The organism is Klebsiella sp. SYXHC3, assembly GCF_057196925.1.
Map to the genome: position 1 here is coordinate 116,489 of NZ_JBXUNG010000004.1, position 23,204 is coordinate 139,692.

22 protein-coding genes, 1 tRNA gene and 3 pseudogenes are annotated in these 23,204 nt (G+C 51.3%); 7 read left to right on the forward strand and 19 right to left on the reverse strand.

The features are described from left to right. Positions 1–17 precede the first annotated feature (17 nt). Together AC2CGP_RS12425 and AC2CGP_RS12430 are read right to left on the reverse strand one after the other, a co-directional pair. Positions 18–566, reverse strand: a complete 549-nt coding sequence (locus tag AC2CGP_RS12425) for a fimbrial protein (protein WP_032712484.1) — start codon at positions 564–566, stop codon at positions 18–20. Positions 567–635: 69 nt separating this feature from the next. Next, positions 636–1,184, reverse strand: a complete 549-nt coding sequence (locus AC2CGP_RS12430; protein WP_015369827.1) for a fimbrial protein — start codon at positions 1,182–1,184, stop codon at positions 636–638. A 645-nt stretch (positions 1,185–1,829) separates the two neighbouring features. On the opposite strand from AC2CGP_RS12430, the gene AC2CGP_RS12435 reads away from it, so the two are divergent. Both AC2CGP_RS12435 and AC2CGP_RS12440 read left to right on the forward strand, forming a co-directional pair. Further along, complete coding sequence (locus tag AC2CGP_RS12435) at positions 1,830–2,618, forward strand: winged helix-turn-helix domain-containing protein (RefSeq protein WP_032712485.1); 789 nt, start codon at positions 1,830–1,832, stop codon at positions 2,616–2,618. Position 2,619: 1 nt separating this feature from the next. Next, positions 2,620–3,138 (forward strand): hypothetical protein, encoded by a 519-nt coding sequence (locus AC2CGP_RS12440; protein WP_015703385.1) that lies wholly within the window; start codon positions 2,620–2,622, stop codon positions 3,136–3,138. Between the two features lie 137 nt (positions 3,139–3,275). Here the strand turns inward: AC2CGP_RS12440 and AC2CGP_RS12445 are convergent. The 8 genes and pseudogenes from AC2CGP_RS12445 to actS all read right to left on the reverse strand — a co-directional run. Then, positions 3,276–3,441, reverse strand: a pseudogene (locus AC2CGP_RS12445) (IS3 family transposase); the annotation flags it as partial. A 125-nt stretch (positions 3,442–3,566) separates the two neighbouring features. Continuing rightward, positions 3,567–4,283: an acid phosphatase AphA gene (aphA, locus tag AC2CGP_RS12450; RefSeq protein ID WP_046883070.1), complete on the reverse strand. Its 717-nt coding sequence runs from the start codon at positions 4,281–4,283 to the stop codon at positions 3,567–3,569. Positions 4,284–4,311: 28 nt separating this feature from the next. Continuing rightward, positions 4,312–5,658: an OprD family outer membrane porin gene (locus AC2CGP_RS12455; RefSeq protein ID WP_226938473.1), complete on the reverse strand. Its 1,347-nt coding sequence runs from the start codon at positions 5,656–5,658 to the stop codon at positions 4,312–4,314. 110 nt (positions 5,659–5,768) lie between these two features. Beyond that, positions 5,769–6,947, reverse strand: a complete 1,179-nt coding sequence (locus AC2CGP_RS12460) for a NupC/NupG family nucleoside CNT transporter (protein ID WP_032706453.1) — start codon at positions 6,945–6,947, stop codon at positions 5,769–5,771. Between the two features lie 865 nt (positions 6,948–7,812). After that, positions 7,813–8,960, reverse strand: a pseudogene (locus AC2CGP_RS12465) (IS3 family transposase). A 61-nt stretch (positions 8,961–9,021) separates the two neighbouring features. Next, positions 9,022–9,099, reverse strand: a pseudogene (locus AC2CGP_RS12470) (Arm DNA-binding domain-containing protein); the annotation flags it as partial. Positions 9,100–9,263: 164 nt separating this feature from the next. Then, a tRNA-Gly gene (locus AC2CGP_RS12475) sits at positions 9,264–9,337 on the reverse strand. An 80-nt stretch (positions 9,338–9,417) separates the two neighbouring features. Continuing rightward, positions 9,418–10,137, reverse strand: a complete 720-nt coding sequence (gene actS, locus AC2CGP_RS12480; protein ID WP_047045693.1) for an amidase activator ActS — start codon at positions 10,135–10,137, stop codon at positions 9,418–9,420. A 231-nt stretch (positions 10,138–10,368) separates the two neighbouring features. On the opposite strand from actS, the gene idi reads away from it, so the two are divergent. After that, on the forward strand, positions 10,369–10,923 hold the full coding sequence (idi, locus tag AC2CGP_RS12485) for an isopentenyl-diphosphate Delta-isomerase (RefSeq protein ID WP_047045696.1): 555 nt from the start codon (positions 10,369–10,371) through the stop codon (positions 10,921–10,923). A gap of 105 nt (positions 10,924–11,028) precedes the next feature. Here the strand turns inward: idi and lysS are convergent, their stop codons facing one another. The 5 genes from lysS to xerD form a co-directional block, all read right to left on the reverse strand. Next, complete coding sequence (gene lysS, locus AC2CGP_RS12490; RefSeq protein WP_015369798.1) at positions 11,029–12,546, reverse strand: lysine--tRNA ligase; 1,518 nt, start codon at positions 12,544–12,546, stop codon at positions 11,029–11,031. Positions 12,547–12,555: 9 nt separating this feature from the next. Beyond that, positions 12,556–13,654, reverse strand: a protein-coding gene (gene prfB, locus AC2CGP_RS12495; protein ID WP_096335406.1) for a peptide chain release factor 2 whose coding sequence is annotated in 2 segments (ribosomal slippage) — positions 12,556–13,578 and positions 13,580–13,654 — 1,098 coding nt in all. Because the reading frame shifts where the segments join, the coding sequence is not laid out codon by codon here. 85 nt (positions 13,655–13,739) lie between these two features. Next, entirely contained in the window at positions 13,740–15,473 is a 1,734-nt protein-coding gene (gene recJ / locus AC2CGP_RS12500; RefSeq protein ID WP_484502351.1) for a single-stranded-DNA-specific exonuclease RecJ, read from the reverse strand. Between the two features lie 5 nt (positions 15,474–15,478). Next, positions 15,479–16,192: a bifunctional protein-disulfide isomerase/oxidoreductase DsbC gene (gene dsbC, locus AC2CGP_RS12505; protein ID WP_047045700.1), complete on the reverse strand. Its 714-nt coding sequence runs from the start codon at positions 16,190–16,192 to the stop codon at positions 15,479–15,481. A gap of 22 nt (positions 16,193–16,214) precedes the next feature. Next, a complete protein-coding gene (gene xerD, locus AC2CGP_RS12510; protein WP_045414365.1) occupies positions 16,215–17,111 on the reverse strand; it encodes a site-specific tyrosine recombinase XerD in 897 nt (298 codons plus the stop codon). A gap of 100 nt (positions 17,112–17,211) precedes the next feature. Here xerD and fldB point away from each other — a divergent pair, with 100 nt between their 5' ends. Continuing rightward, positions 17,212–17,733: a flavodoxin FldB gene (gene fldB / locus AC2CGP_RS12515; RefSeq protein WP_045387211.1), complete on the forward strand. Its 522-nt coding sequence runs from the start codon at positions 17,212–17,214 to the stop codon at positions 17,731–17,733. A gap of 7 nt (positions 17,734–17,740) precedes the next feature. Here fldB and AC2CGP_RS12520 read toward each other — a convergent pair whose 3' ends face one another. Together AC2CGP_RS12520 and sdhE are read right to left on the reverse strand one after the other, a co-directional pair. Further along, on the reverse strand, positions 17,741–18,151 hold the full coding sequence (locus AC2CGP_RS12520) for a protein YgfX (RefSeq protein ID WP_015369792.1): 411 nt from the start codon (positions 18,149–18,151) through the stop codon (positions 17,741–17,743). Beyond that, positions 18,132–18,398, reverse strand: coding sequence for an FAD assembly factor SdhE (sdhE, locus tag AC2CGP_RS12525; RefSeq protein ID WP_015369791.1), 267 nt, complete (start codon positions 18,396–18,398; stop codon positions 18,132–18,134). The genes AC2CGP_RS12520 and sdhE overlap by 20 nt, the downstream gene beginning before the upstream one ends. Before the next feature lie 223 nt (positions 18,399–18,621). Here sdhE and ygfZ point away from each other — a divergent pair, with 223 nt between their 5' ends. Beyond that, the gene (gene ygfZ, locus AC2CGP_RS12530; RefSeq protein ID WP_015369790.1) at positions 18,622–19,605 is read left to right on the forward strand and encodes a tRNA-modifying protein YgfZ; all 984 of its coding nucleotides are present in this window, start codon (positions 18,622–18,624) and stop codon (positions 19,603–19,605) included. Positions 19,606–19,703: 98 nt separating this feature from the next. Here ygfZ and trhA read toward each other — a convergent pair whose 3' ends face one another. Together trhA and yqfB are read right to left on the reverse strand one after the other, a co-directional pair. Continuing rightward, a complete protein-coding gene (gene trhA / locus AC2CGP_RS12535) occupies positions 19,704–20,363 on the reverse strand; it encodes a PAQR family membrane homeostasis protein TrhA (RefSeq protein WP_008806429.1) in 660 nt (219 codons plus the stop codon). 164 nt (positions 20,364–20,527) lie between these two features. Continuing rightward, entirely contained in the window at positions 20,528–20,839 is a 312-nt protein-coding gene (yqfB, locus tag AC2CGP_RS12540) for a N(4)-acetylcytidine aminohydrolase (RefSeq protein WP_015703422.1), read from the reverse strand. Positions 20,840–20,889: 50 nt separating this feature from the next. Between yqfB and AC2CGP_RS12545 the strand changes: the two genes are divergently transcribed. Further along, entirely contained in the window at positions 20,890–21,618 is a 729-nt protein-coding gene (locus AC2CGP_RS12545; protein WP_020077980.1) for a MurR/RpiR family transcriptional regulator, read from the forward strand. A 119-nt stretch (positions 21,619–21,737) separates the two neighbouring features. Then, positions 21,738–23,171 carry a 6-phospho-beta-glucosidase BglA gene (gene bglA / locus AC2CGP_RS12550; RefSeq protein ID WP_015369787.1) on the forward strand — a complete coding sequence of 478 codons (1,434 nt, stop codon included), beginning with the start codon at positions 21,738–21,740 and terminating at the stop codon, positions 23,169–23,171. The last annotated feature ends 33 nt before the right edge of the window (positions 23,172–23,204 follow it).

Genomic DNA, 23,204 nt, shown 5'->3' on the forward strand with positions numbered 1-23,204 from the left:
CCGAAATGCAGTGCAGCTCAGAGATAATTCACAACAAAATGCGTGACCGCAGTAAATTCGCCAGATGTCATTCTTCCGTCGCGGGAGATCAAATAAGCCGTAAATTTGAGCGTATTTTTTCCTGGGTTAAGTACATAGTCCGGTGATGGTTCGCCCAGATGAATTTGCTGTCCTTTGCTGTCGTATATTTCTATCGCTAAATTTTCAGTTTCCGATTGCACGCTCAGATAATCTGGATTGTCCCTATCGGGGGCACCGGAAAAAGTAATATTGGCGCGTTGAAACACATTACCGGGGTGTTGAGAATCCCCTAGTGAGCATCCCAGCAAATGAATGCTGAAATTATGCGCAGATACTTTTTCAGGTTTACCGGAAATATCTCTGGCTGAGAGATCATCGAATTCAACCAGTAGCGACCGGTCGCGCGGATCGACATAACAAGCAGCCTCAATAATATTTCCCCGCATACGCATTTTTCCGGGCGTACTGACAAGACGGAGAGTGTCAGCCGAAACCCATGCAGGCGATATGAAGATAAAAAGCAGTAAAATACGCCATCCAGGCATAACCGCATTTCCTTTCAGTTATTCGCAGGAAGGGTTAAGCAGGCGCGATAATGCGCCCGCTGCAGATCGTTACTGATAATCGATCTGGAAATTAACGGTAGATTCGAAATCACCCGGAGTTACCGCTGCAGATGCGTTGTTTGCCTGCAGGTAAGCGACGAAATCAATGTCGGTTTCGCCATCGGTAATGTTGACCTGAGAGGCCGCTTTACCCCACTCAACATCCTGGTTGCCGCTGTCAACCATACCGATGCCTGCGCCCTTGGCGGTACCAGAGGTGAAGGCGGCTAGCGCATTGTTGTCTGCATCAATCGTTGCCGGGGTATAAGTCACGGTAGCGGTTTTTGCGACAGTCGTATCGCAACCCTGCAGAACAATTTTGGCATGTTTAACGCCAGCACGTTGGTTGTCTTTTAACTGAGAAGTTGGGATCTCGCCGAAATTCACCTGCACCGGGCTGGATTCTGGCGCCAGACCACATGCGGAATTAACGAGAGAGCCGGTGAAGTGGATTTTACCGTTAGTCGGTTCAACATTTTTTGCAGCGAAAGCAGAAGATGCAGTAAAAGTCATTCCCGCCATCAGCGCACAGGCCACAGCCACGTTTTTCATTTTCATATTACTACTTAACCTTATATCTGTTTTTGGGTTATTCCGACGATCTATTTCCGCAGACAATTCCTGTCCGGGAAAACCCGATCTCGCGGTGGCGGCAACGCATATCCTTGCAAACAATCCATCTCGAACCGCACCGTATTTTGAACTTCATTGGTATTCCATCAGAAATACCGTCCACAGTCGTTTACGCTGTTTCGGGGCTTATATTAAGTCGACGAAAAATTGACACAATGCCAAAATACGGAATCAATCAAACTCAGGAAATCGTGTTGCTTTCCCGCCTGCAGATCGATCATTTACCTAAAAACCAGCCAAAAAACACGCAACCTACAGTGTTAATGTCTATTATTTATAGTTTTTATAGAGTTTTTAACTATCAACTATTTTTTAATTTAGAACAGATAACTGGCAAAATATATTTATAAAATATTTTTAAAAATTGAAAGGGATACCAAAAGTGAGTGCTGACAATAAGATAGTGAAAGAAAGGAAGGAGAATGAATGATTACATAAAGAATATTAAAATATTGTTATGTAAATGATAATAAAGCGATCTATGGCACAACCTCTTTTTATAAATGAATTATGTTATGCTGTTGCTTCCCCCACTCGAATGCGAGATATCCTGCTTTAAAGGAGACATCAGTGATTTCTCATATACCAATAAACAAAATTAAATCCGTAATTATTGGTGATGGTTTAGTTTTCAGACCACTTAAAAATACCCTAAAAGACGTGGCATCTGGTGAAATAGCCACATTGAATAACGTGGCTACACAATTACTGCTCTATTTGTTGCAAAATGGTAAAGAGATATCCTCGCGCGATGAAATTCTGCTGAATGTTTTCCAGCATAATGGCGCCAGAGCGACGGATGCGAATCTTAACCAGCACATTTCATTTTTGCGCAAAGCCATTACGTCGACAGGTCATCCTGCAGAACTCATCGTTACCATTCCTCGTATTGGATTTCGGATGGGCGACGTCAATATCAATATTCAGCTACAGGAAGAAGCGCAAACGGCCGCCAGAGTTGCCTATGTTGCACCGACGCCGAGGAGAAAGAAACCAAACCGGTGGCCTGTCGCTATCACAGCGTTAATTACCTGCATCGCCGTACTGGCAACAGCGTGGTTAACATGGATACCCAATCATATAGCCATGACGGACGCAGCTATCTTGCGAACCATCGACTACGAGCAATGCCGTGTACATATATTAGGAAATGCCCTCACAGACACGATAACCGAAAAGAAAGCGCTGGATATTTTCAAGTCCGTGGGGATTAGCCCCAACTGCTCGCATCCTAAAGACCTGTATCTTAATACCTGGGCGAGCAACCATAACCTGGTTGAGTGGTCGTTTGCCGCTGAATGCGGCCTCAACCTCGGCTATTACCATTGCATCAGCCAGTATCGCCATCATGAGGAATGATATGAAGCAGGAAAGCGATCACTCTTTTTTACTCTGGTCAGTCGTAATAGTCATTATTGGGCTGGCAGCTATCGCCTATTTGATTATCACTGGGAATGCTAAAAAACAAGAAATCAGTTTTTCCTGCTCCTCGGAATTCACGTCGATAATCGACATCCAGAATACCAAAAAGGAACTCCACGGAATCATGTTGATTACCAGCTACAACTCCGGGCATCTTTCATTATCAGTGCAAGGAAAGCTCAAAAGCGATGACGGCGAGTTTGCTGTAAACCGAAAATTGTTCTTTCGGTATGCTCGTCCGCTTGGACATACTGCCGGCGTTTTCATGCTCACCCCCGAGGGACGCGAAAAATCCCCCGATGATAATGCAACGGACGCTGTCGATTACCTCTTCTTCGACGCTTACGAACATGCCGACAAGCTGTATATGTTAAAGCGGCTGAATGAGGAAACGGTTCTTATTGGCGATAACTTTTCACCCCGCTTCGCCTGCGTGATGAATCACTTCGCAGATTAATCACCTTCTGGATATGCGTCGGGTTAAGGATGACCTGATGTATTGTTCGCCCGGTAGCACGGATGTGGCCGATAAGATATGCCCCGTTGTAGCACGGACCATTTTGTAAGTTAAACCTTAATTTATACCTCAAAGAAAATATCCTGCCGCTTCCGCCTGAGCTGACTAATCCAGGTTTCGAAAGGGATAAAACCGACATTCATTGCCCCATTGGCCTGTCGATAAGAGTAACTCTTATACCAATCAGCTATGCACATTCCAGCCTGAACTCAGGGGGAAAGTATGCTTAGTTTTGTTGTTCATGAAATCACCTGCTTTGTGTTGAGGTAAGTATATTACCTTTAATCAGATGCCCAAACTCACTGTGCCATATATTCCTCAGTTTTCGCTACCCCCACCCTGACTGGTGGGGGGCGAAAATGAAACAATCAGTAGTCAGAGTTAACCAATACTTTTTCTTCTAACGCGCCGTTGCGAGGCATAGGCTGATTAGAGGAGTTCAGTGCACGCATCACGCGAATAGGTTCTGCGCCAGCTTCACGAGCATCCTTAATGTCGCCATCTGAATCTCCATAATATAACTTGATATTTCGGTCACGGATATATTGTACTTTTGCCCCTTTATCTTCTCCGGCAAAAATAACTTTATTAAGTTTTTCATGCGGGATGGAAAAGTCTCTCCCCAACAGTTCAGTCACCGTCTCTTTTCCGTTAGTGGGTTTTGGTCGACCGGTGACAAACCAAATACGATCTCCACGTTCCAGATGCAGTTTAATTAATTCAGATGCAGATTTTTTGGGGACGGAAAAACTATCCCAACCGTTACTAAGTCGATCCCAAAACTCACTTTTCTTCAGGAATTCATTGCTTTTAGGTGACAATTCTCTCTGACCATGGATAAATGCAGGAGTAGAATAATAAATAGTATCATCAATATCAAAACCGACATCCATCGGCGGCTTATTCTTTAACTCTTTAACAATTTGTTCTATAGAAATGAAATGAATAGGATATTGCTCGGTAATCTGCTGCAATGTTGCGCCGATACCGGTATCGGATGACACCGGATTGGCGCAAAAAGCTGGCACACTGAAAATAAGAGCGCTAACGAAAGCCGCCGAACGAATCATTTTATATTTATACATGGTTATTTATCCTTAAACAGGTTAACAATTAGAATAGATTAAATGCATAATCAATCTGGAATTCGATAGAATGGTTAACTGCACGCTTTGGTCTACCATCGTCGGTTAGAATTGGCCGATTTTTTTTACTTTGGTAATTCCAGGAAGGGCCACCGGACAACTGGAAACTTAAATTCTTTTCCCACGATGGTTTCCACCTCGAGAACAAAATAGTCTCACCACGCTCAATTGTTCGGGAGTGGTATTTCATCCCCCATCCAATAGCGCTTTGTAACCCGATATTCACTTCTGGCGTTAAGTTATATTCCGTCGTCCATGCCACCGATCTTTCGTTATTACCGACGTAGTCATTACCCCATGCATCCGCCATAGAATTGAATCTTCCGCGACTATTCTTTGCCATGTGTCGTTCAAAATACCCAAGGTGATCGTCTGAAGAATTAGCCCTGGTCCAGGATGCACCAAACTTATTTTTCCACTTATGCTGTTTCCATTCCAGGTAAAATGCAGCATGCCATGCATCATTATTGAATGGACGATAATCAGCACTCATCGCTTTGAAATCTTTGAGACCATGGTTCATATATAACATGGTAAGTACTCGGCCCTGATTCTTAGCTAAAGACTGAGGCTGCCAACCGACTTCCACGCCATGCCGCTGCATATAGTTATGACTTTCGCCATAAAAATAAAGCACACTATAATCCTTTTGTTTATAGCTGAGCTCTCCTGTAGCCAGGTAACTTATATTTTTCTTACGATCGGCAGTCTGGAAATGAACCTGCTCAGGAGAATCACGATCGCTGTATCGGTCAACCCATGCACCGCGAAAAGCGAGTCGGCCAAACTCACTATCCATCTTCCATCCTTGATAGGTACTTGGTATCGCACGACTCGAATTCGTCAACGCTCCCCATTTATTGATAATCTGCCAACCAGAATACAGTCTGAAATAGCTATCTTCACCGTCAAGTTTCAATTTAGCATATAACTGGCCAAATTTATGAAATCCCTTTGCTTTCCCATTATCATTGTATAAGACGCTGCGCCCAGCGAAATCATCACTTGCGGCCAACTTAAATACTTGATAATACGATGTATCAAAACCAATAATATCGGCAATATAACCCGAACGGAAATCTAATGTTACCCCTTGCCCCCAGGCTGTTTGCACTGACCTTTCACCATAGTCAGAGGAGTTAAGGTTTTTGAATTGGTTTCTCAAGGAAATATCAGCGCTACTGTCTGTGATAAAGTTAGTTACACCATTTGGTGGTCTACTCTTCGATTCTTCAGCTGCATATATCGGTGACATTGATGCAGACATTAATAAAATCGTAGCCAGAGGTTTATTTAAAAAACAGCAATTTAACATATCAATAATCCCTTATATTGCTTCTTTATTATTAAAGCTGAGTAAGGGCCCAACATTTAAAAACGTTGAGGCATAATGATTACATACTATTAGATTATTACTTTGTGAATTTAGAAAAACAGGCCAACAATGGTCGCATTAAGGAAACTTACCAACGTAGCACCATATAATAATTTCAAGCCAAAACGAGCTGCGCTGTTACCCTGTTCATTATTCAGCGCCTTAATAGCACCTACGATGATGCCAATAGATGAGAAGTTAGCAAACGATACCAGGAATACCGAAAGTACAGCCATAGTGCGTACTGAGAATTCAGCAGCCATACTTTTCAGGCTCAGCATCGCGACAAATTCATTACTTACAATTTTGGTGGCCATCAGACTCCCTGCATCCACCGTTTCATGCCATGGAACACCAACCAGGTAGGCCATAGGAGCAAACAAATATCCCAGAAGCGCCTGAAATGAGATGCCAAATATTGCGGTAAATATGGCGTTCATCATAGTGATTAACGCAATAAATCCAATCAACATTGCCCCAACAATGAGCGCAACCTTAAAACCATCTAAAATATACTCACTTAACATTTCAAAGAAACTTTGATGGCCTTCAGATACGGTAAGAATATCCTCTTGTGGTTCGACCTGATAAGGGTTAAGTAGCGATGCAATTATAAACCCGCCAAACAGGTTCAGCACCAGAGCGGTGACTACATAGCGTGGTTCTAACATCGCCATATAAGCACCAACTATGGCCATTGACACAGTCGACATTGCAGATGTGCACAGCGTATAAAGACGATGTTGAGGTAGAAGACCCAGTTGTTGCTTAACTGAAATAAATACTTCTGATTGACCTAATACTGCAGAAGCAACCGCATTATACGACTCAAGCCGCCCCATACCATTAATCTTACTGAGTCCCAATCCGATGTAACGGATAAGGAAGCCTAGTATCTTCAGATGTTGAAGAATACCAATAAGAGCGGACACAAAAACTATAGGCAAGAGGACGCTAATAAAGAAAGAGAGCTCGCCATGGTTTTGCAAACCACCAAAGACAAAGTTAACCCCTTCACTCGCATAGGCCATTAAATGGGCAAACGCGCCAGCAATAACGGCTATCACCTGGTTACCCACGCTTGTTTTCAACAACAAACCGGCAAACGTAAATTGACAGAATAACATCACGACCAATGGCCGATAGCGGATAGCCCCCCGGTTGTTACTGGCAAGGATTGCAAGAATGAAAATTACTAAAAAACTCATGATACCAATAAGATACTTCATCTTTTCCCCTAACAATCTTCATCCTTAGCTGACAAACCAAAGAATGCGTCAATAAGATTTATCTGAATCATTAGCATAATCAATGTTAGAACTATAACAATGATGAACATCTTTAAAGTGACAAATGTCACAAGAACACAAAATTACCGGTCTTAAAAGTCACTATCATCACATTTTATGTTTGAATGATAACATCACAAAAGATAAGGGGTCTTTCAATGTAAGCGCATCTGTTTTATTTTCATGGCTTTTTGAAGTTTTCAACGTTTCTGCCGACAGCAATGCTATTCCGGCATCTGATTAGGTAGGATTTTATGAGGCGGTTTCCTGCTGTTTTCCAGCAAGGCCAGGCAGGCCTGGTAGCAGTGATGGGAAAATCTGTATCTATGCAGACAGTCAAAGGACAGAAGAGGCAGAGGTCCCAAAATGGTACCGCTGCCCGAGTATGAAGACGTTTAGTACTGATTAGGGATTTTCTTGGCTATTTGTATCGACGGTTAGCTACCCAAACTATGAGCAAGGAGAGCACTGCGGATGCACCCAGCTTGATTAGCAGAATAACAGATTCAAAGTTATCCACCGCTGCCTCACCGTCACCACTAATCTCCACGTTTTTCTCTACATAATGATAGATGAAACCGTCAGGAAGGATACACACGAATAGGATTGTCAGCACGATAAAGGCAAAAACACATAAGCTCTTTCTCATCGTGATACCACGCATTTGCTATAATCTGGAATACCTTGAACGTCGATTCGCCCGTAAGCCATAAGGCCACGTCCACCGGGAACCCGGACTTTCTTACGATTCAACAGTGAGTGCCGGAGAATCTGAAACTCAGCAGATTGAATCGCCACGGATAATCTAGACACTTCCGAGCCGTTGATAATACTGGTTTTCATATTCTGCCGGTGACATTTGATCGCTAGAACCATGCCGACGCTTACTGTTATAAAACATCTCGATGTAATCAAAAATATCGCTGCGGGCTTCTTCCCGCGTTCCGTAGATCTTTTTCTTTATCCGCTCACGCTTCAGCAACTGGAAAAAGCTTTCTGCAACCGCATTATCATGGCAGTTACCGCGACGGCTCATACTGCCCTCTAGGCCGTGTGATTTCAGGAAAGACTGCCACTCATGGCTTGTGTACTGACTGCCCTGATCCGAGTGAACCAGCACCTGTTTTTGGGGATTACGCCGCCATACGGCCATCAGCAATGTATTCAGGACAATGTCCTTTGTCATCCGGGGTTGCATTGACCACCCGATAATTTTACGTGAGAACAGATCGACAACCACGGCAAGATACAGCCAGCCTTCGTGGGTTCTGATGTAGGTTATATCCGTTACCCAACGCTCATCCGGAGTATCCGGATTGAACTGTCGCTGGAGCCTGTTGGGCGACACTATACTGGCCTCGCCTTTACGTGGCCGCGGGCTTCGGTATCCAACCTAGGCCTTTATTCCGGCACATTTCATCAGTCGCCAGACTCTGTTAACTCCGCACTGTTGTCCGGTATCCCGCAGATCCAGATGGATCTTGCGATAACCATAGACGCATCCCGACTCCAGCCAGAACTGTTTAATCTGTCCTGTCAGTCTCAGGTCTGTCTGATGACGTTGTGAATGCGGCTGCTGAAGCCAGGCGTAAAAACCACTGGGATGAACATCCAGCACCCGACAGAGCAGGCGAACAGGCCAGCAACAGATGTTGTCACGGATGAAGGCGTACCTCAGTCGGACAGCTTTGCGAAGTACGCCGCGGCTTTTTTTAATATATCCCGTTCGTCAGTAACCCGCTTCAGCTCTTTCTGGAGACGGCGGATCTCGGCCTGAGCATCTGACTGTTCTTTATTAGTGGAAGAATCCGGACCGTATTTCTTTATCCAGGCGTAAAGGCTGTGGGTGGTGATATCGAGACGTGTTGCAACGCTGGAAACAGAATAACCACGATCAACAACCTGTTTGACTGCTTCAATTTTTAACTCTTCGGGATAACGCTTACCGCTCATGGGCACCTCTCTTTAAGCCATCTTAAATGACTCTAAGGTGTCTGTTAAACCCGTGGCGATTCAAACCACCACCATCAGCCAGTTTGTAGGGCTTCTCTTTAGGTTTTGCAGTTTCAACCTAACGAGCTGTCAGCTTCATTGAGGGTACCTCTCAGCAGGGGGTACAATTATACCCCCATCCATACCCCCACATTGAGCTTGACCCTGGGGGAGTACAATTGAGTTCAATAGACTAACAGAATGCTATAACTGCTGATTTATAAAGGGAAAATTGAGTTTGGTAGGCTTCAGGAGACTTGAGTTTGGAGCGGGCGAAGGGAATCGAACCCTCGTATAGAGCTTGGGAAGCTCTCGTTCTACCATTGAACTACGCCCGCGAAGAGGTGCGAAAAGCATTATAGACCTTACGCACCCTGTGGCAAGCCCGGATTGGGCTAACTGCTGATAAAATAACCTTTTAGCACTTAGGTTTACTGCCTTGCGGCGGTAGATAACGCAGCGGGTCGATAGCCGTGGCGCGATAGCGAATCTGGAAATGCAGCCGTACGGAATCGGCGTCCGTACTGCCCATGGTCGCAATCTGCTGGCCAATCTTCACGCTCTGGCCGTTATTAACCATCATCTTATCGTTATGCGCATACGCGGTGATGTAATCCTCGTTATGCTTAATCATGATCAGGTTGCCGTAACCGCGCAGCTGGTTGCCGACGTAGACCACCTTACCGGCGCCGGCGGCGTAAACCGGCTGGCCGCGGGTACCGGCAATATCGATACCTTTATTGCCGCCATCGCGGGTGGAGTACGGCATCACCACTTTACCGCTGGTCGGCCAGCGCCAGCAGCGCTGCCCCACCGGCGGCCATGAGGACTGCGGCACCGCCGATGATGGCGTTACGGCGGCAGTACGGGTGCTGGAGTATTTTTTCCCGGCGGTGCTGCTTTTTGCTTTCGAACCGCCGTTAAGTTTCAGCTTCTGTCCGACTTCAATAGTATATGGCGGAGAGATGTTATTCAGGCGCGCCAGATCGCGTACGCTGGTGCCGGTACTACGGGAGATCGCATACAGCGTATCGCCGCGTTTCACGGTATAGGTGGACCCAGAATCGGAAGTACTGGAACAGCCGGCTAAAGTCAGGCTAGCAAGCAGCATTATCGCGATATAAAAGCGTGTTTTCATCAGGCGTCCTGCACTCAACGGTTTCTCATCTCGGCATCATGGGCGAATATCATACCAGCCCGATGGACGATCCCCAATGTTCTGGGCTTTTTCTACTATTGTTCTCGCCCGACGAATACCTGCAGGGCTTGTTTTGGTAATGCCTTTCTCCCATTTATGGGCTACCCTAGTGGCCTGAGTACATGACCCGGCGGGTTTGTGCCGGGTCATTTATTTTTTTCAGGAGTCGTCATGGCCGGGGAACACGTCATTTTGCTGGATGAGCAAGATAAACCCACAGGTATGCTGGAGAAGTATGCCGCCCACACGCTCGATACCCCTTTGCATCTCGCGTTTTCCTGCTGGTTGTTCAATGAGCAAGGCCAGTTCCTGGTCACGCGCCGCTCGCTTAGCAAAAAAGCCTGGCCTGGCGTGTGGACTAACTCAGTGTGCGGACATCCGCAACAGGGCGAAACCTTCGAGCAGGCCGTCACCCGGCGCTGCCACTTCGAACTGGGCGTCGAGATCGCTGATATTGCCCCCGTCCACCCGGCCTTCCGCTACCGCGCCGTCGCACCGAATGGCATCGTCGAAAACGAAGTCTGCCCGGTTTTTGCCGCACGCATGGTCAGCGAGCTGCAACCGAATGATGATGAAGTGATGGATTATCAGTGGGTTGAGCTGCCGGAAATGTTAAGCGCGCTGGCCGCTACCCCGTGGGCCTTTAGCCCGTGGATGGTGCTGGAAGCCAAAAACAAAAACGCGCGTCAGGCGTTGATAGACTTTGTCGCGCGTTTACGCGCGTAACCGCGAGTGACGAGCATTAAAGAGCCGGGCTACGCCAGCGACGAACCTTGACATCAAATATAAAAAAACCCGGCAAGCCGGGTTTTTGCTTTTCGCGAAAAGCGATTATTTCTGCGGACGCATCGCCGGGAACAGAATAACGTCGCGGATGGTGTGGCTGTTAGTGAACAGCATCACCATACGGTCGATACCGATACCCAGACCGGCGGTCGGCGGCAGGCCGTGTTCCAGCGCGGTGACGTAGTCTTCGTCATAGAACATCGCTTCGTCGTCGCCTGCGGCCTTCGCGTCAACCTGATCCTGGAAGCGCTGCGCCTGGTCTTCGGCATCGTTCAGCTCGCTAAAGCCGTTACCGATTTCGCGGCCGCCGATGAAGAATTCAAAGCGGTCGGTGATTTCCGGGTTCACGTCGTTACGACGGGCCAGCGGAGAAACTTCTGCCGGGTATTCGGTGATGAAGGTCGGCTGGATCAGATGCGCTTCCGCCACTTCTTCGAAGATCTCGGTCACGATACGGCCCAGACCCCAGCTCTTTTCAACTTTGATGCCGATAGACTCAGCGATCGCTTTCGCGGAATCGAAGTTATCCAGATCCGCCATCTCGGTTTCCGGACGGTATTTCTTGATGGCTTCACGCATGGTCAGTTTTTCAAACGGCTTGCCGAAATCGAAAGTCTGATCGCCATAAGGCACCGCGGTATTACCGAGGATGTCCTGCGCCAGGGTGCGGAACAGGGATTCGGTCAGCTCAATCAGATCTTTATAATCCGCATACGCCATATAGAGTTCCATCATGGTGAACTCTGGGTTGTGGCGAACGGAGATCCCTTCGTTACGGAAGTTACGGTTGATTTCGAAGACGCGTTCGAAGCCGCCAACCACCAGACGCTTGAGGTACAGTTCCGGCGCGATACGCAGGTACATGTCCAGATCCAGCGCGTTATGATGGGTGATGAAAGGACGCGCGGAAGCGCCGCCTGGGATCACCTGCATCATCGGGGTTTCCACTTCCATAAAGCCGCGGCCAACCATGAACTGACGGATGCCAGCCAGGATCTGCGAACGTACTTTGAAAGTGTTACGGGATTCGTCGTTGGAGATCAGATCAAGGTAACGCTGACGGTAGCGCGCTTCCTGATCCTGCAGGCCGTGGAATTTGTCCGGCAGCGGGCGCAGGGCTTTGGTCAGCAGACGCAGTTCGGTGCAGTGGATGGACAGCTCGCCGGTTTTGGTTTTGAACAGCTTACCGCGGGCGGCGATGATGTCGCCGAGATCCCATTTTTTGAACTGATCGTTGTAGACGCCTTCCGCCAGATCATCGCGCGCGACGTACAGCTGAATGCGGCCGCCGACGTCCTGCAGGGTAACGAAAGACGCTTTACCCATGATACGACGGGTCATCATGCGCCCAGCAACGGCCACTTCGACATTCAGCGCTTCCAGCTCTTCGTTTTCTTTGGCATCGAAGTCAGCGTGCAGTTGGTCAGAGGTATGGTCACGACGGAAATCGTTCGGGAATGCGACGCCCTGCTCACGCAGCGCAGCCAGCTTCTCACGACGGGTTTTCAGTTCATTATTAAGGTCAATTGCCGCGTCAGCGCCCTGTGCTTGTTGTTCAGACATGTTGGTTCCTCATAACCCTGCTTTCAAACTTGCTTCGATAAATTGGTCCAGGCTGCCATCGAGCACCGCCTGAGTGTTGCGGGTTTCCACCCCGGTGCGCAGATCTTTAATACGCGAGTCGTCCAGCACGTAAGAGCGGATCTGGCTGCCCCAGCCGATGTCGGATTTGTTATCTTCCATCACCTGCTTCTCGGCATTTTTCTTCTGCATTTCCAGCTCATAAAGCTTCGCTTTCATCTGCTTCATGGCCTGGTCTTTGTTCTTGTGCTGCGAACGGTCGTTCTGGCACTGCGTCACTAACCCGGTCGGGATATGGGTAATACGCACCGCGGATTCCGTACGGTTAACGTGCTGACCACCGGCGCCGGAGGCGCGGTATACGTCGATACGCAGGTCGGCTGGGTTAATTTCGATATCGATATCGTCATCAACTTCCGGATATACGAACGCCGAACTAAAGGAGGTATGACGGCGGCCGCCGGAGTCGAACGGGCTCTTACGTACCAGGCGGTGAACGCCGGTTTCAGTACGCAGCCAGCCGTAGGCGTAATCGCCAATGATTTTGATGGTCACGGATTTAATGCCCGCGACTTCACCTTCGGATTCTTCGATAATTTCGGTCTTAAAGCCGCGCGCTTCCGCCCAACGCAGGTACATGCGCATCAGCATGCTGGCCCAGTCCTGGGCTTCGGTGCCGCCGGAACCGGCCTGAATATCAAGATAGCAATCGGCGCTGTCATATTCGCCGGAGAACATGCGGCGGAACTCAAGCTGCGCCAGCTTCTCTTCCAGCCCGTCCAGCTCGGCAACCGCTTCGTTGAAGGTCTCTTCGTCTTCGGCTTCTACCGCCAGCTCCAGCAGTCCGGCGACATCTTCCAGACCCTGGGTCATCTGATCCAGCGTTTCGACGATAGCTTCCAGAGAAGAACGTTCTTTGCCCAGCGCCTGTGCGCGCTCAGGTTCGTTCCAGACGTCCGGCTGTTCCAGCTCGGCGTTTACTTCTTCGAGACGCTCTTTCTTCGCATCGTAGTCAAAGATACCCCCTAAGAACGTCGGAGCGCTCCGTGAGGTCCTGAATGCGGTTTTTTACCGGATTTATTTCAAACATGGTCGGTTTCTTTTAATGGATTTGTCAAAATGCGGTGATAAGAGCGGAATTCTACCGGATTCGCGCCCTTATTAATACACTGTTGTCAATTTGGCCAGAGGTGATCGATGATCAGCTGCAGGCTGCGGTTGCCGCGGAACTCGTTGATGTCGAGCTTGTAGGCTAACTGTACTTCACGCACGCCGTTATCCGGCCAAATGGAAGTATCGATGTTGAAGGCAATACCGTCCAGCAGCGGCCCGCCGTCAACCGGCTCGACCATCACTTTCAGGTGACGCTCGCCCACCAGCCGCTGCTGCAGCAGGCGGAAACGGCCATCAAACAGCGGTTCCGGGAACATCTGCCCCCATGGCCCGGCATCGCGCAGCATCTGCGCCACTTCCATGCTCATCTCCGCGGCCACCAGCGGGCCATCGGAAATCACCTCGCCCTGCAATAATGCGGGATCCAGCCACTCGGTCACCAGCTCGCCGAAACGCTGTTGAAACTCCTCAAAACGCGCCTCTTCCAGCGATAAGCCCGCCGCCATCGCGTGGCCGCCGAATTTGAGGATTAGCCCAGGATAAAGCGTATCAAGGCGCTCCAGCGCATCGCGCATGTGCAGCCCCTGAATGGAGCGGCCAGAACCTTTGAGCGTGCCGTCGCCGGTAGGCGCAAAAGCGATAACCGGGCGATGGAAGCGCTCTTTAATCCGGGATGCCAGGATGCCGACCACCCCCTGATGCCATTGCGGATGGTACATCGCCAGCCCGCCGGGCAGGGTGTCGCTGCTGCGTTCCAGCTGCTGGCACAGAGTCAGCGCTTCGGCCTGCATCCCCTGCTCAATCTCTTTGCGCGTCTGGTTAAGCGCATCGAGCTCACTGGCCAGCACCCGCGCTTCGCCGATGTTATCGCACAGCAGCAGTGCAACGCCGACGGACATATCATCCAGCCGCCCCGCAGCATTCAGGCGCGGCCCGAGGGCGAAACCGAGATCGCTGGCGGCAAGCTTTTGCGGATCGCGGTTGGAAATTTCCAGCAGCGCTTTAATGCCTGGCCGACATTTTCCGGCGCGAATGCGACTTAACCCCTGCCAGGTCAGGATGCGGTTGTTGGCATCTAACGGCACCACGTCCGCAACGGTGCCCAGCGCCACTAAATCCAGCAGCTCGGCAAGGTTTGGTGCGGCGATACCGCGGGCCTCGAACCAGCCGTGATCACGCAGGAAGGTGCGCAGCGCCAGCATCAGATAAAACGCCACCCCGACCCCGGCCAGTGATTTTGACGGGAAGTCGCAATCGCGCAGGTTAGGGTTAACGATGGCCTCCGCCGCCGGTAGCGTATCGCCCGGCAGGTGGTGATCGGTCACCAGCACCGGGATACCGAGCTTATGGGCGTGATCGACGCCGGCATGTGATGAAATGCCGTTATCGACGGTCATGATCATCTGCGCGCCGCGCGCGTGCGCCTGATCGACCACTTCCGGGCTTAAACCATAGCCGTCTTCAAAACGGTTCGGCACCAGATAAGAGACGTTGCCGTAGCCCAGCGCGCGCAGCGCCAGCACGCTAAGGGCGGTACTGGTGGCGCCATCGGCGTCAAAATCGCCGACCACCACAATATGTAACCCTTTCTGGAAAGCGTCATGCAGCATTTCAACGGCTTTTTCAACGCCGGTGAGTTGCGTCCATGGCAGCATACCTTTGACGCCGCGTTCCAGCTCCTGCGCGCTGCGCACGCCACGGCTAGCATACAGCCGCTGCAGCAGCGGCGGCAGGTCGGCGGGAAGGTCGACGCCATCAACCGCCTCGCGGCGGCGTAGTTGTATTTGTTGTTTCACGCGAATCAGTTACCGCTTGTCTGTTTTTGATGCTCGTCGAGGAAAGCTTTAAGCTCTTTCGGCCCCTGATAGCCCGGCAGCACCATGCCGTTGCTGAGAACCATCGCCGGGGTGCCGTTGACGCCCATTTGCACCCCGAGGGTATAATGTTTGGCGATATCTACGCTGCAGCTCGCCGGCTGCACGCCTTTACCATTCATGGCGTCATCCAGCGCTTTGTTGCGATCATTCGCACACCAGATCGCTTTCATGTCCTGCTCGGCCTGGCTTTGCAGCCCCTGGCGCGGGAAGGCCAGATAACGCACGGTGATCCCCAGCGCGTTATAGTCGCTCATCTGCTCGTGCAGCTTGTGGCAGTAGCCGCAGGTGATGTCGGTAAAGACGGTAATGACATGCTGCTCCTTCGGCGCTTTATAGACAATCATCTCTTTGGTTAAGGCGTTCAGCTTGCCGACCAGCAACTGGTTGGTGACGTTAACCGGCTGCGCGCCGCTAACGTCATACATCGGTCCCTGAATAATGTGTTTGCCATCGTCAGTGACGTACAGCACGCCGCTGTCGGTGAGCACCGTGCTCATCCCGGAAACCGGCGACGGTTGGATATCGGTGCTCTGCACACCCAGTTTCGCCAGCGACTGTTTGATCGCCGCGCTATCGGCATGCGCCGCGCCGGAGAGTGAAGCCGCCAGCAGGGTGAACATCAATAAACCTTTTTTCATACTCAGTCCTTTTATTCAGCACTCACGCCCGCGGGTGATGCTGTTGATGAAGTTGTCGTAACCGTTCGGTCGCCACGTGGGTGTAGATCTGGGTGGTGGAGAGATCGCTGTGTCCTAACAGCATCTGCACCACGCGTAAATCGGCGCCGTGATTGAGCAAATGCGTGGCAAACGCATGACGCAACACGTGCGGGGAGAGCTTCGCGCTGTCGATCCCCGCCAGTACGGCATAGTGTTTAATGCGGTGCCAGAAGGTCTGGCGCGTCATCTGCTGCGCGCGCTGGCTGGGGAAAAGCACGTCCGAAGCCACGCCGTTCAGCAGCCACGGGCGGCCGTATTCAAGGTAATTTTCAACCCATGACACCGCCTCTTCGCCCAGCGGCACCAGCCGCTCTTTGTTGCCTTTACCAATAACCCGCAGTACGCCCTGTCGCAGGCTGATATCGCTCATCGTCAGGCCAACCAGTTCGGAGACGCGCAGGCCGGTGGCATACAGCACTTCCAGCATCGCCTTATCGCGCAACTCCAGCGGCTGCTCCACCAGCGGCGCCTGCAGCAGACGCTCAACCTGCGCCTCGCTGAGATCTTTCGGCAGCCGCTGCGGCAGCTTCGGCGAAGCCAGCAGCGCGCTGGGATCGTCCGGGCGGATTTTCTCACGGTACAAATGCTGGAAGAAGCGGCGCACGGCGCTAAGCATCCGTGCGGTACTGGTCGCTTTGTAGCCGCCGGTTTGCCGCTCGGCAAGCAGCGCCTGTAGATCGTCGCTGCCGACGCTCGTCAGCGACAGCCCGCGATGATGCAGCCACTCCACGAGCATCGTCAAATCGCGGCGATAGGCGCTGAGCGTGTTCTCCGCCAGATTACGCTCCAGCCAAAGGGCATCGAGAAACTGTTCAATTTGTGCCAGATCCTGTTTCACATCGGCCTCTTTGTTCGTTATACGCCCTCATTATGCCTTAAGAGGCCGCCTTTCTGGTACACTGGGCGCAATTCACGGCAAGAATTGAGACGTTTACGCGATGAATATAGGTCTTTTTTACGGCTCCAGTACCTGCTACACCGAAATGGCCGCGGAAAAAATCCGCGATATCATCGGCCCCGAGCTGGTGACGCTGCATAATCTGAAAGATGACTCCCCCGCGCTGATGAGCCAGTACGACGTGCTGATTCTCGGCATCCCGACCTGGGATTTCGGCGAAATTCAGGAAGACTGGGAAGCGGTCTGGGAACAGCTCGACGCCTTAGATCTGAATGGCAAAATCGTCGCGCTGTACGGCATGGGCGATCAGCTTGGTTACGGCGAATGGTTCCTTGACGCGCTGGGGATGCTGCACGATAAGCTGGCGACCAAAGGCGTGAAGTTTGTCGGCTACTGGCCAACCGATGGCTATGAGTTCACCAGCCCGAAACCGGTTATCGCCGATGGCCAATTGTTTGTCGGCCTGGCGCTGGATGAAACCAATCAGTACGACCTGAGCGATGAGCGCATCCAGAACTGGTGCGAGCAGATCCTCGGCGAAATGGCGGAGCACTTCGCCTGATCCTGAGTTAGTCGTGCGCCGGTTTTTGCAGCACCAGCCGGCGCAAATCCCGCCATTCCCCCGCATCCATGCTATCCGCCGCCACCCACAAATGCTGGCTACGGCCGGTTTCCGCATGCTTCAGGCGCAGCAGCATACCGCTGCTGATAACCCATGGCGTCCCGACGATATCCCATTCCGTTTTTTGCCACCGTAAACGGGAATCGATCAACAGCTTAATTTCTCCCTGGCAGGCGTGGATCCGCCGCTGGCTGCGCACGCAGTCAAACACCACCAGCGATAGCAACAGGAGCCAAATCGGGGTGTAGCTTAACGGCCAGGGCATGAGCAGCACTATCGCCGCCACCACCCCGTGCAGCAGCAGCGAGAACCACTGCGAACGCCAGGAAATACGTAAATCAGATTGCCACAGGACCACGTTCCCGATTCCGAGTCTGGATTAAATTAATCATCCGTTGAAGTTGCGCATCTGCCGGCTTGCCGTGATTCATCAGCCAGTTAAACAGATCCGGATCATCGTTCTCCAGCAAACGGATGAACAGGCGCTTGTCGTCATCGCTGAGCGTGTCGTACTCATACTCGAAAAACGGCATGATGGAGATATCGAGTTCGCGCATACCGCGGCGGCATGCCCAGTGGATGCGAGCTTTGTTGTTAATGTCCATGTTGTCCTTCCAGCATCAAGATATAGCTTAGTTTAACCCTTTTTAGGCACTTACTTTACAGTAATATCGCCTTGTGCGAGCAGCATTCCATAAAAGCCCAAAATCCGGTTGGCTATTCACCGCGTCCGGAGGGCACAAATGGCTTGCCGAAAGCGCTTGCATTGCACCATAGCTCTTTTACCATTAGTCATTCACTCTGCGTTAAGCTATTCAGGATATGACTATGGCTTTTACACCTTTTCCTCCGCGTCAGCCCTCTTCTTCCGCTCGTCTGCCGTTAACGCTGATGACGCTGGATGATTGGGCGCTGGCGACGATTACCGGTCCGGATGGCGAGAAGTATCTGCAGGGGCAGATCACCGCCGATGTCAGCCATTTAACCGCCGATCAGCATCTGCTTGCCGCGCACTGTGATGCCAAAGGCAAAATGTGGAGCAACCTGCGCGTCTTCCACCGCGACGGCGGTTTCGCGTGGATTGAGCGCCGCAGCCTGCGCGAAGCGCAGCTGACCGAACTGAAAAAATATGCCGTCTTCTCCAAAGTCACCATCGCCGCAAACGACGATCTGGTCCTGCTGGGCGTTGCCGGTTTCCAGGCGCGCGCCGCGCTGGCACCGCTGTTCGCCGCGCTGCCGGATGCCGGTAAACCGGTGGTCACCGAAGGCGTGACCAGCCTGCTGTGGTTTGAACACCCTGCCGAACGCTTCCTGCTGGTGACCGATGCCGACACCGCCAACCGGGTGACAGACGCGCTGCGCGGCGAAGCGCAGCTTAACAACAGCCAGCAGTGGCTGGCGCTGAACATCGAGGCCGGTCTGCCGGTTATCGACAGCGTAAACAGCGCGCAGTTCATTCCGCAGGCGACCAACCTGCAGGCGTTGGGCGGTATCAGCTTCAAGAAAGGCTGCTACACCGGCCAGGAAATGGTCGCCCGGGCGAAATTCCGCGGCGCCAATAAACGCGCGCTGTGGACGCTGGCGGGCACCGCCAGCAGGGTGCCGGAAGCCGGGGAAGATCTGGAGCTGAAAATGGGCGACAACTGGCGCCGCACTGGTACGGTGCTGGCAGCCGTACAGTTGGATGACGGAAGCCTGATGGTCCAGGTGGTGATGAATAACGATATGGAACCGGACAGCGTGTTCCGCGTGCGTGATGATGCCGGCAGCCTGAGCATCAAGCCATTGCCGTATTCGCTGGAAGAAGATTAAGGAACAGTTCCCGGCTTACGGCGCTTGCGCCTCAGCCGGGCTACCAGGCCGCAGAATATCGTAGCCACGGTAAGCACAGCGCCACCGTGGACGTTTGATCAGGACTGGCCGACGTAAAGATAAATCGCCAGGAAGTGACACACGCTGCCGCCGAGCACGAAGCCGTGCCAGATAGCGTGGTTATAAGGAATACGTTTGCAGACGTAGAAGATGACCCCCAGCGAGTACACCACCCCGCCAACCGCCAGCAGCGTTACCCCGCCTACCGCCAGCTTCACCGCCAGTTGATAGACCACGATAAGCGACAGCCAGCCCATCGTCAGATAGGTCACCAGCGACAAAATTTTAAAGCGGTGCGCGATAGTCAGCTTAAACAGGATCCCCAGTAGCGCCAGGCTCCAGATGACAATCATCAACCCCTTTGCCAGCGGCGAATTCAATCCCACCAGCAAAAATGGCGTGTAGGTTCCGGCAATCAGCAAGTAGATGGCGCAGTGGTCAAATTTCTTCAGCCACTGTTTCGCCCGCTGATGCGGGATAGCGTGATAGAGCGTGGAAGCGAGGAACAGCATAATCATACTGCCGCCGTACAGGCTGTAGCTGGTGATCGCCGTCGCGCTGGCGTTCGTGTCTACCGCCTGCACCAACAGCAACACGAGGCCGACAATACCGAACACCAGCCCGATCCCGTGACTGATGCTGTTGGCAACTTCCTCTGCCAGAGAATATCCCTGAGTGATTAATGGTTTGCGAACCATATTTTGACTCCGTGAAAACAAGAACGCTTTCATTGCCCACTTAGGTTAACTGAGAATGATTCCAGTGAACACCTGTTAGCTAAAATAAAACGATGTATATTTGTAAATACATTAAAATCATAGTGTTACAACAATATTTCAACTAACAGTTGTGCTGGTTTTATTTAAAGACGTTTGAATTCAATAACATAAAACCGATCTTCCGCAGGATAGATTTCACTGATGACCTGCCGCAGTTGTTCGAGGGTCATATTCTCCTGTTGAGCATGCTGTTCAGTTAGCGTGTCGAGGGTCACCGTTGAGGTCGCGGTAACGGCGATAGTGCAGAAGTAGCCGTCATCTTCATAGCGTCCGACGCGCAGCACATCACCGGCCTTAAAGTGCGACTCCGCCGCATCGCGAATGGTGATCGTTTTGCGCCCGGCGAGGATGTCGTCCTGAAAACGCTGAAAAAAGGTAATGTCATTAGCCTGCATGATATAATTCCGTCCTGGTCTTTATGAATTGTGAGTTCGCCACTGTGAGTATGTTCTCCCACGCCGCTGTCGCCAGTCTCAATAATCTTGAGATGATGGTCTACCACTACGTCATTAAGAATCGTGACAAAGTGATGTACATGACTATTCGCGAACTGGCCGAGGCCGCCGGGGTCTCCACCACTACCGTGTTGCGCTTCTGCCGCAAACTGCAGTGCGAGGGCTACTCTGAATTTCGCGTACGTTTTAAATTATATCTTGAGCAGAATGAGCCTCAACAGGCAAATATCGGCGCCAGCGAAATAATGAGCTTTTTTAAAAGCGTCAATAATGACGAGTTCGATCAATTGCTCGAACAAGCCGTCGATATTATTCTCTCCTCCGAGCGTATTATTTTCGTCGGCGCCGGCACCTCCGGCGCGCTGGCGAAATATGGCGCGCGCTTCTTTTCCAACGTCGGGAAATTCAGCAACCATATTGACGATCCTTATTTCCCGGTCACCAATGATATGGCTCGCAACGCGCTGGCGATTGTGCTTTCCGTCTCCGGTGAAACCGAAGAGATCCTGCGCTTTGCCAGCCAGTTCAGCCTGCATCACTGTAAGGTGATGTCGATTACCAGCCATGAACATTCGCGGCTGGCAAAACTGGCTGATTTCAATCTCTCCTGGCACGTGCCGCAAACGCGCATCGGCGGCGTTTACGATATTACAACACAGATTCCGGTGATATATATTCTCGAATCCCTGGGGCGTAAATTAGCGCGCAAAATCGGCTAAAAATAACAGCCTGTTTTTTCGATGTAACATATTACCTTTAGCGGGATTTGTTATATCGTGACATTCAATTTCGCTTTGCTAGACTCAATCGCAATAGTGATTCATAGAGATTAGTAAAGATGAAAAAATTGACTCTTCCAAAAGACTTTTTGTGGGGCGGCGCGGTCGCCGCGCATCAGGTTGAAGGCGGCTGGAATAAAGGCGGCAAAGGCCCCAGCATCTGCGATGTGTTGACCGGCGGAGCGCACGGTGTGCCGCGCGAAATCACCCAACAGGTCGAGGCGGGTAAGTATTACCCTAACCATGAAGCGGTTGATTTTTACGGCCACTACAAAGAAGACATCAAGCTGTTCGCCGAGATGGGTTTCAAATGCTTCCGCACCTCTATTGCCTGGACCCGCATCTTCCCGCAGGGCGACGAAACCCAGCCGAATGAAGAAGGACTGAAATTCTACGATGACATGTTTGATGAACTGCTGAAGTACAACATCGAGCCGGTGATCACCCTTTCCCACTTTGAAATGCCGCTGCATCTGGTACAGCAGTACGGCGGTTGGACCAACCGCAAAGTGGTCGATTTCTTTGTGCGCTTCGCCGAAGTTGTCTTTGAGCGCTATAAGCACAAAGTGAAATACTGGATGACCTTTAACGAGATCAATAACCAGCGTAACTGGCGCGCGCCGCTGTTCGGCTACTGCTGTTCCGGCGTGGTCTATACCGAGCATGAAAACCCGGAAGAGACCATGTACCAGGTGCTGCATCACCAGTTCGTCGCCAGCGCGCTGGCGGTGAAAGCGGCGCAGCGCATCAACCCGGAAATGCAGGTCGGCTGCATGCTGGCGATGGTCGCCCTCTACCCTTACTCCTGCAAACCGGAAGATGTCATGTTTGCCCAGGAGTCGATGCGCGAACGCTATGTCTTTACCGATGTCCAGCTGCGCGGCTACTACCCGAGCTATGTGTTGAATGAATGGGAACGCCGCGGCTTCAACATCAAGATGGAAGACGGCGACGCGCAGATCCTGCGTGAAGGCACCTGCGCCTATCTCGGCTTCAGCTACTACATGACCAACGCGGTGAAAGCCGAAGGCGGCACCGGCGATGCCATTTCCGGCTTCGAAGGCAGCGTGCCGAACCCGCATGTGAAAGCCTCCGACTGGGGCTGGCAGATTGACCCGGTTGGCCTGCGCTACGCCCTGTGCGAATTGTATGAGCGCTACCAGAAGCCGCTGTTTATCGTGGAAAACGGCTTTGGCGCCTACGACAAAGTAGAAGCCGACGGCAGCATCAATGATGACTACCGCATCGATTATCTCCGCGCCCACGTCGAAGAGATGATTAAAGCGGTGACTTATGACGGCGTTGATCTGATGGGTTATACCCCATGGGGCTGCATCGACTGCGTCTCCTTCACCACTGGCCAGTACAGCAAACGCTACGGCTTCATCTACGTTAATAAACACGACGACGGCACCGGCGATATGTCCCGCTCGCGCAAGAAGAGCTTTAACTGGTACAAAGAAGTCATTGCCAGCAACGGCGAGAATCTGTAATTAACCGCCCTCTCCCGGCCGGGAGGGGGCAAA

Excerpts from the sequence above, each read along its gene's own strand:
- fldB (WP_045387211.1), top strand. The coding sequence starts at position 17,212 with ATGAATATAGGTCTTTTTTACGGCTCCAGTACCTGCTACACCGAAATG.
- AC2CGP_RS12430 (WP_015369827.1), bottom strand. The coding sequence starts at position 1,184 with ATGAAAATGAAAAACGTGGCTGTGGCCTGTGCGCTGATGGCGGGAATG.
- bglA (WP_015369787.1), top strand. The coding sequence starts at position 21,738 with ATGAAAAAATTGACTCTTCCAAAAGACTTTTTGTGGGGCGGCGCGGTC.
- lysS (WP_015369798.1), bottom strand. The coding sequence starts at position 12,546 with ATGTCTGAACAACAAGCACAGGGCGCTGACGCGGCAATTGACCTTAAT.
- AC2CGP_RS12455 (WP_226938473.1), bottom strand. The coding sequence starts at position 5,658 with ATGTTAAATTGCTGTTTTTTAAATAAACCTCTGGCTACGATTTTATTA.
- AC2CGP_RS12460 (WP_032706453.1), bottom strand. The coding sequence starts at position 6,947 with ATGAAGTATCTTATTGGTATCATGAGTTTTTTAGTAATTTTCATTCTT.
- AC2CGP_RS12545 (WP_020077980.1), top strand. The coding sequence starts at position 20,890 with ATGTTCTCCCACGCCGCTGTCGCCAGTCTCAATAATCTTGAGATGATG.
- AC2CGP_RS12440 (WP_015703385.1), top strand. The coding sequence starts at position 2,620 with ATGAAGCAGGAAAGCGATCACTCTTTTTTACTCTGGTCAGTCGTAATA.
- AC2CGP_RS12425 (WP_032712484.1), bottom strand. The coding sequence starts at position 566 with ATGCCTGGATGGCGTATTTTACTGCTTTTTATCTTCATATCGCCTGCA.
- sdhE (WP_015369791.1), bottom strand. The coding sequence starts at position 18,398 with ATGGACATTAACAACAAAGCTCGCATCCACTGGGCATGCCGCCGCGGT.
- aphA (WP_046883070.1), bottom strand. The coding sequence starts at position 4,283 with ATGTATAAATATAAAATGATTCGTTCGGCGGCTTTCGTTAGCGCTCTT.
- dsbC (WP_047045700.1), bottom strand. The coding sequence starts at position 16,192 with ATGAAAAAAGGTTTATTGATGTTCACCCTGCTGGCGGCTTCACTCTCC.
- trhA (WP_008806429.1), bottom strand. The coding sequence starts at position 20,363 with ATGGTTCGCAAACCATTAATCACTCAGGGATATTCTCTGGCAGAGGAA.
- ygfZ (WP_015369790.1), top strand. The coding sequence starts at position 18,622 with ATGGCTTTTACACCTTTTCCTCCGCGTCAGCCCTCTTCTTCCGCTCGT.
- actS (WP_047045693.1), bottom strand. The coding sequence starts at position 10,137 with ATGAAAACACGCTTTTATATCGCGATAATGCTGCTTGCTAGCCTGACT.
- idi (WP_047045696.1), top strand. The coding sequence starts at position 10,369 with ATGGCCGGGGAACACGTCATTTTGCTGGATGAGCAAGATAAACCCACA.
- yqfB (WP_015703422.1), bottom strand. The coding sequence starts at position 20,839 with ATGCAGGCTAATGACATTACCTTTTTTCAGCGTTTTCAGGACGACATC.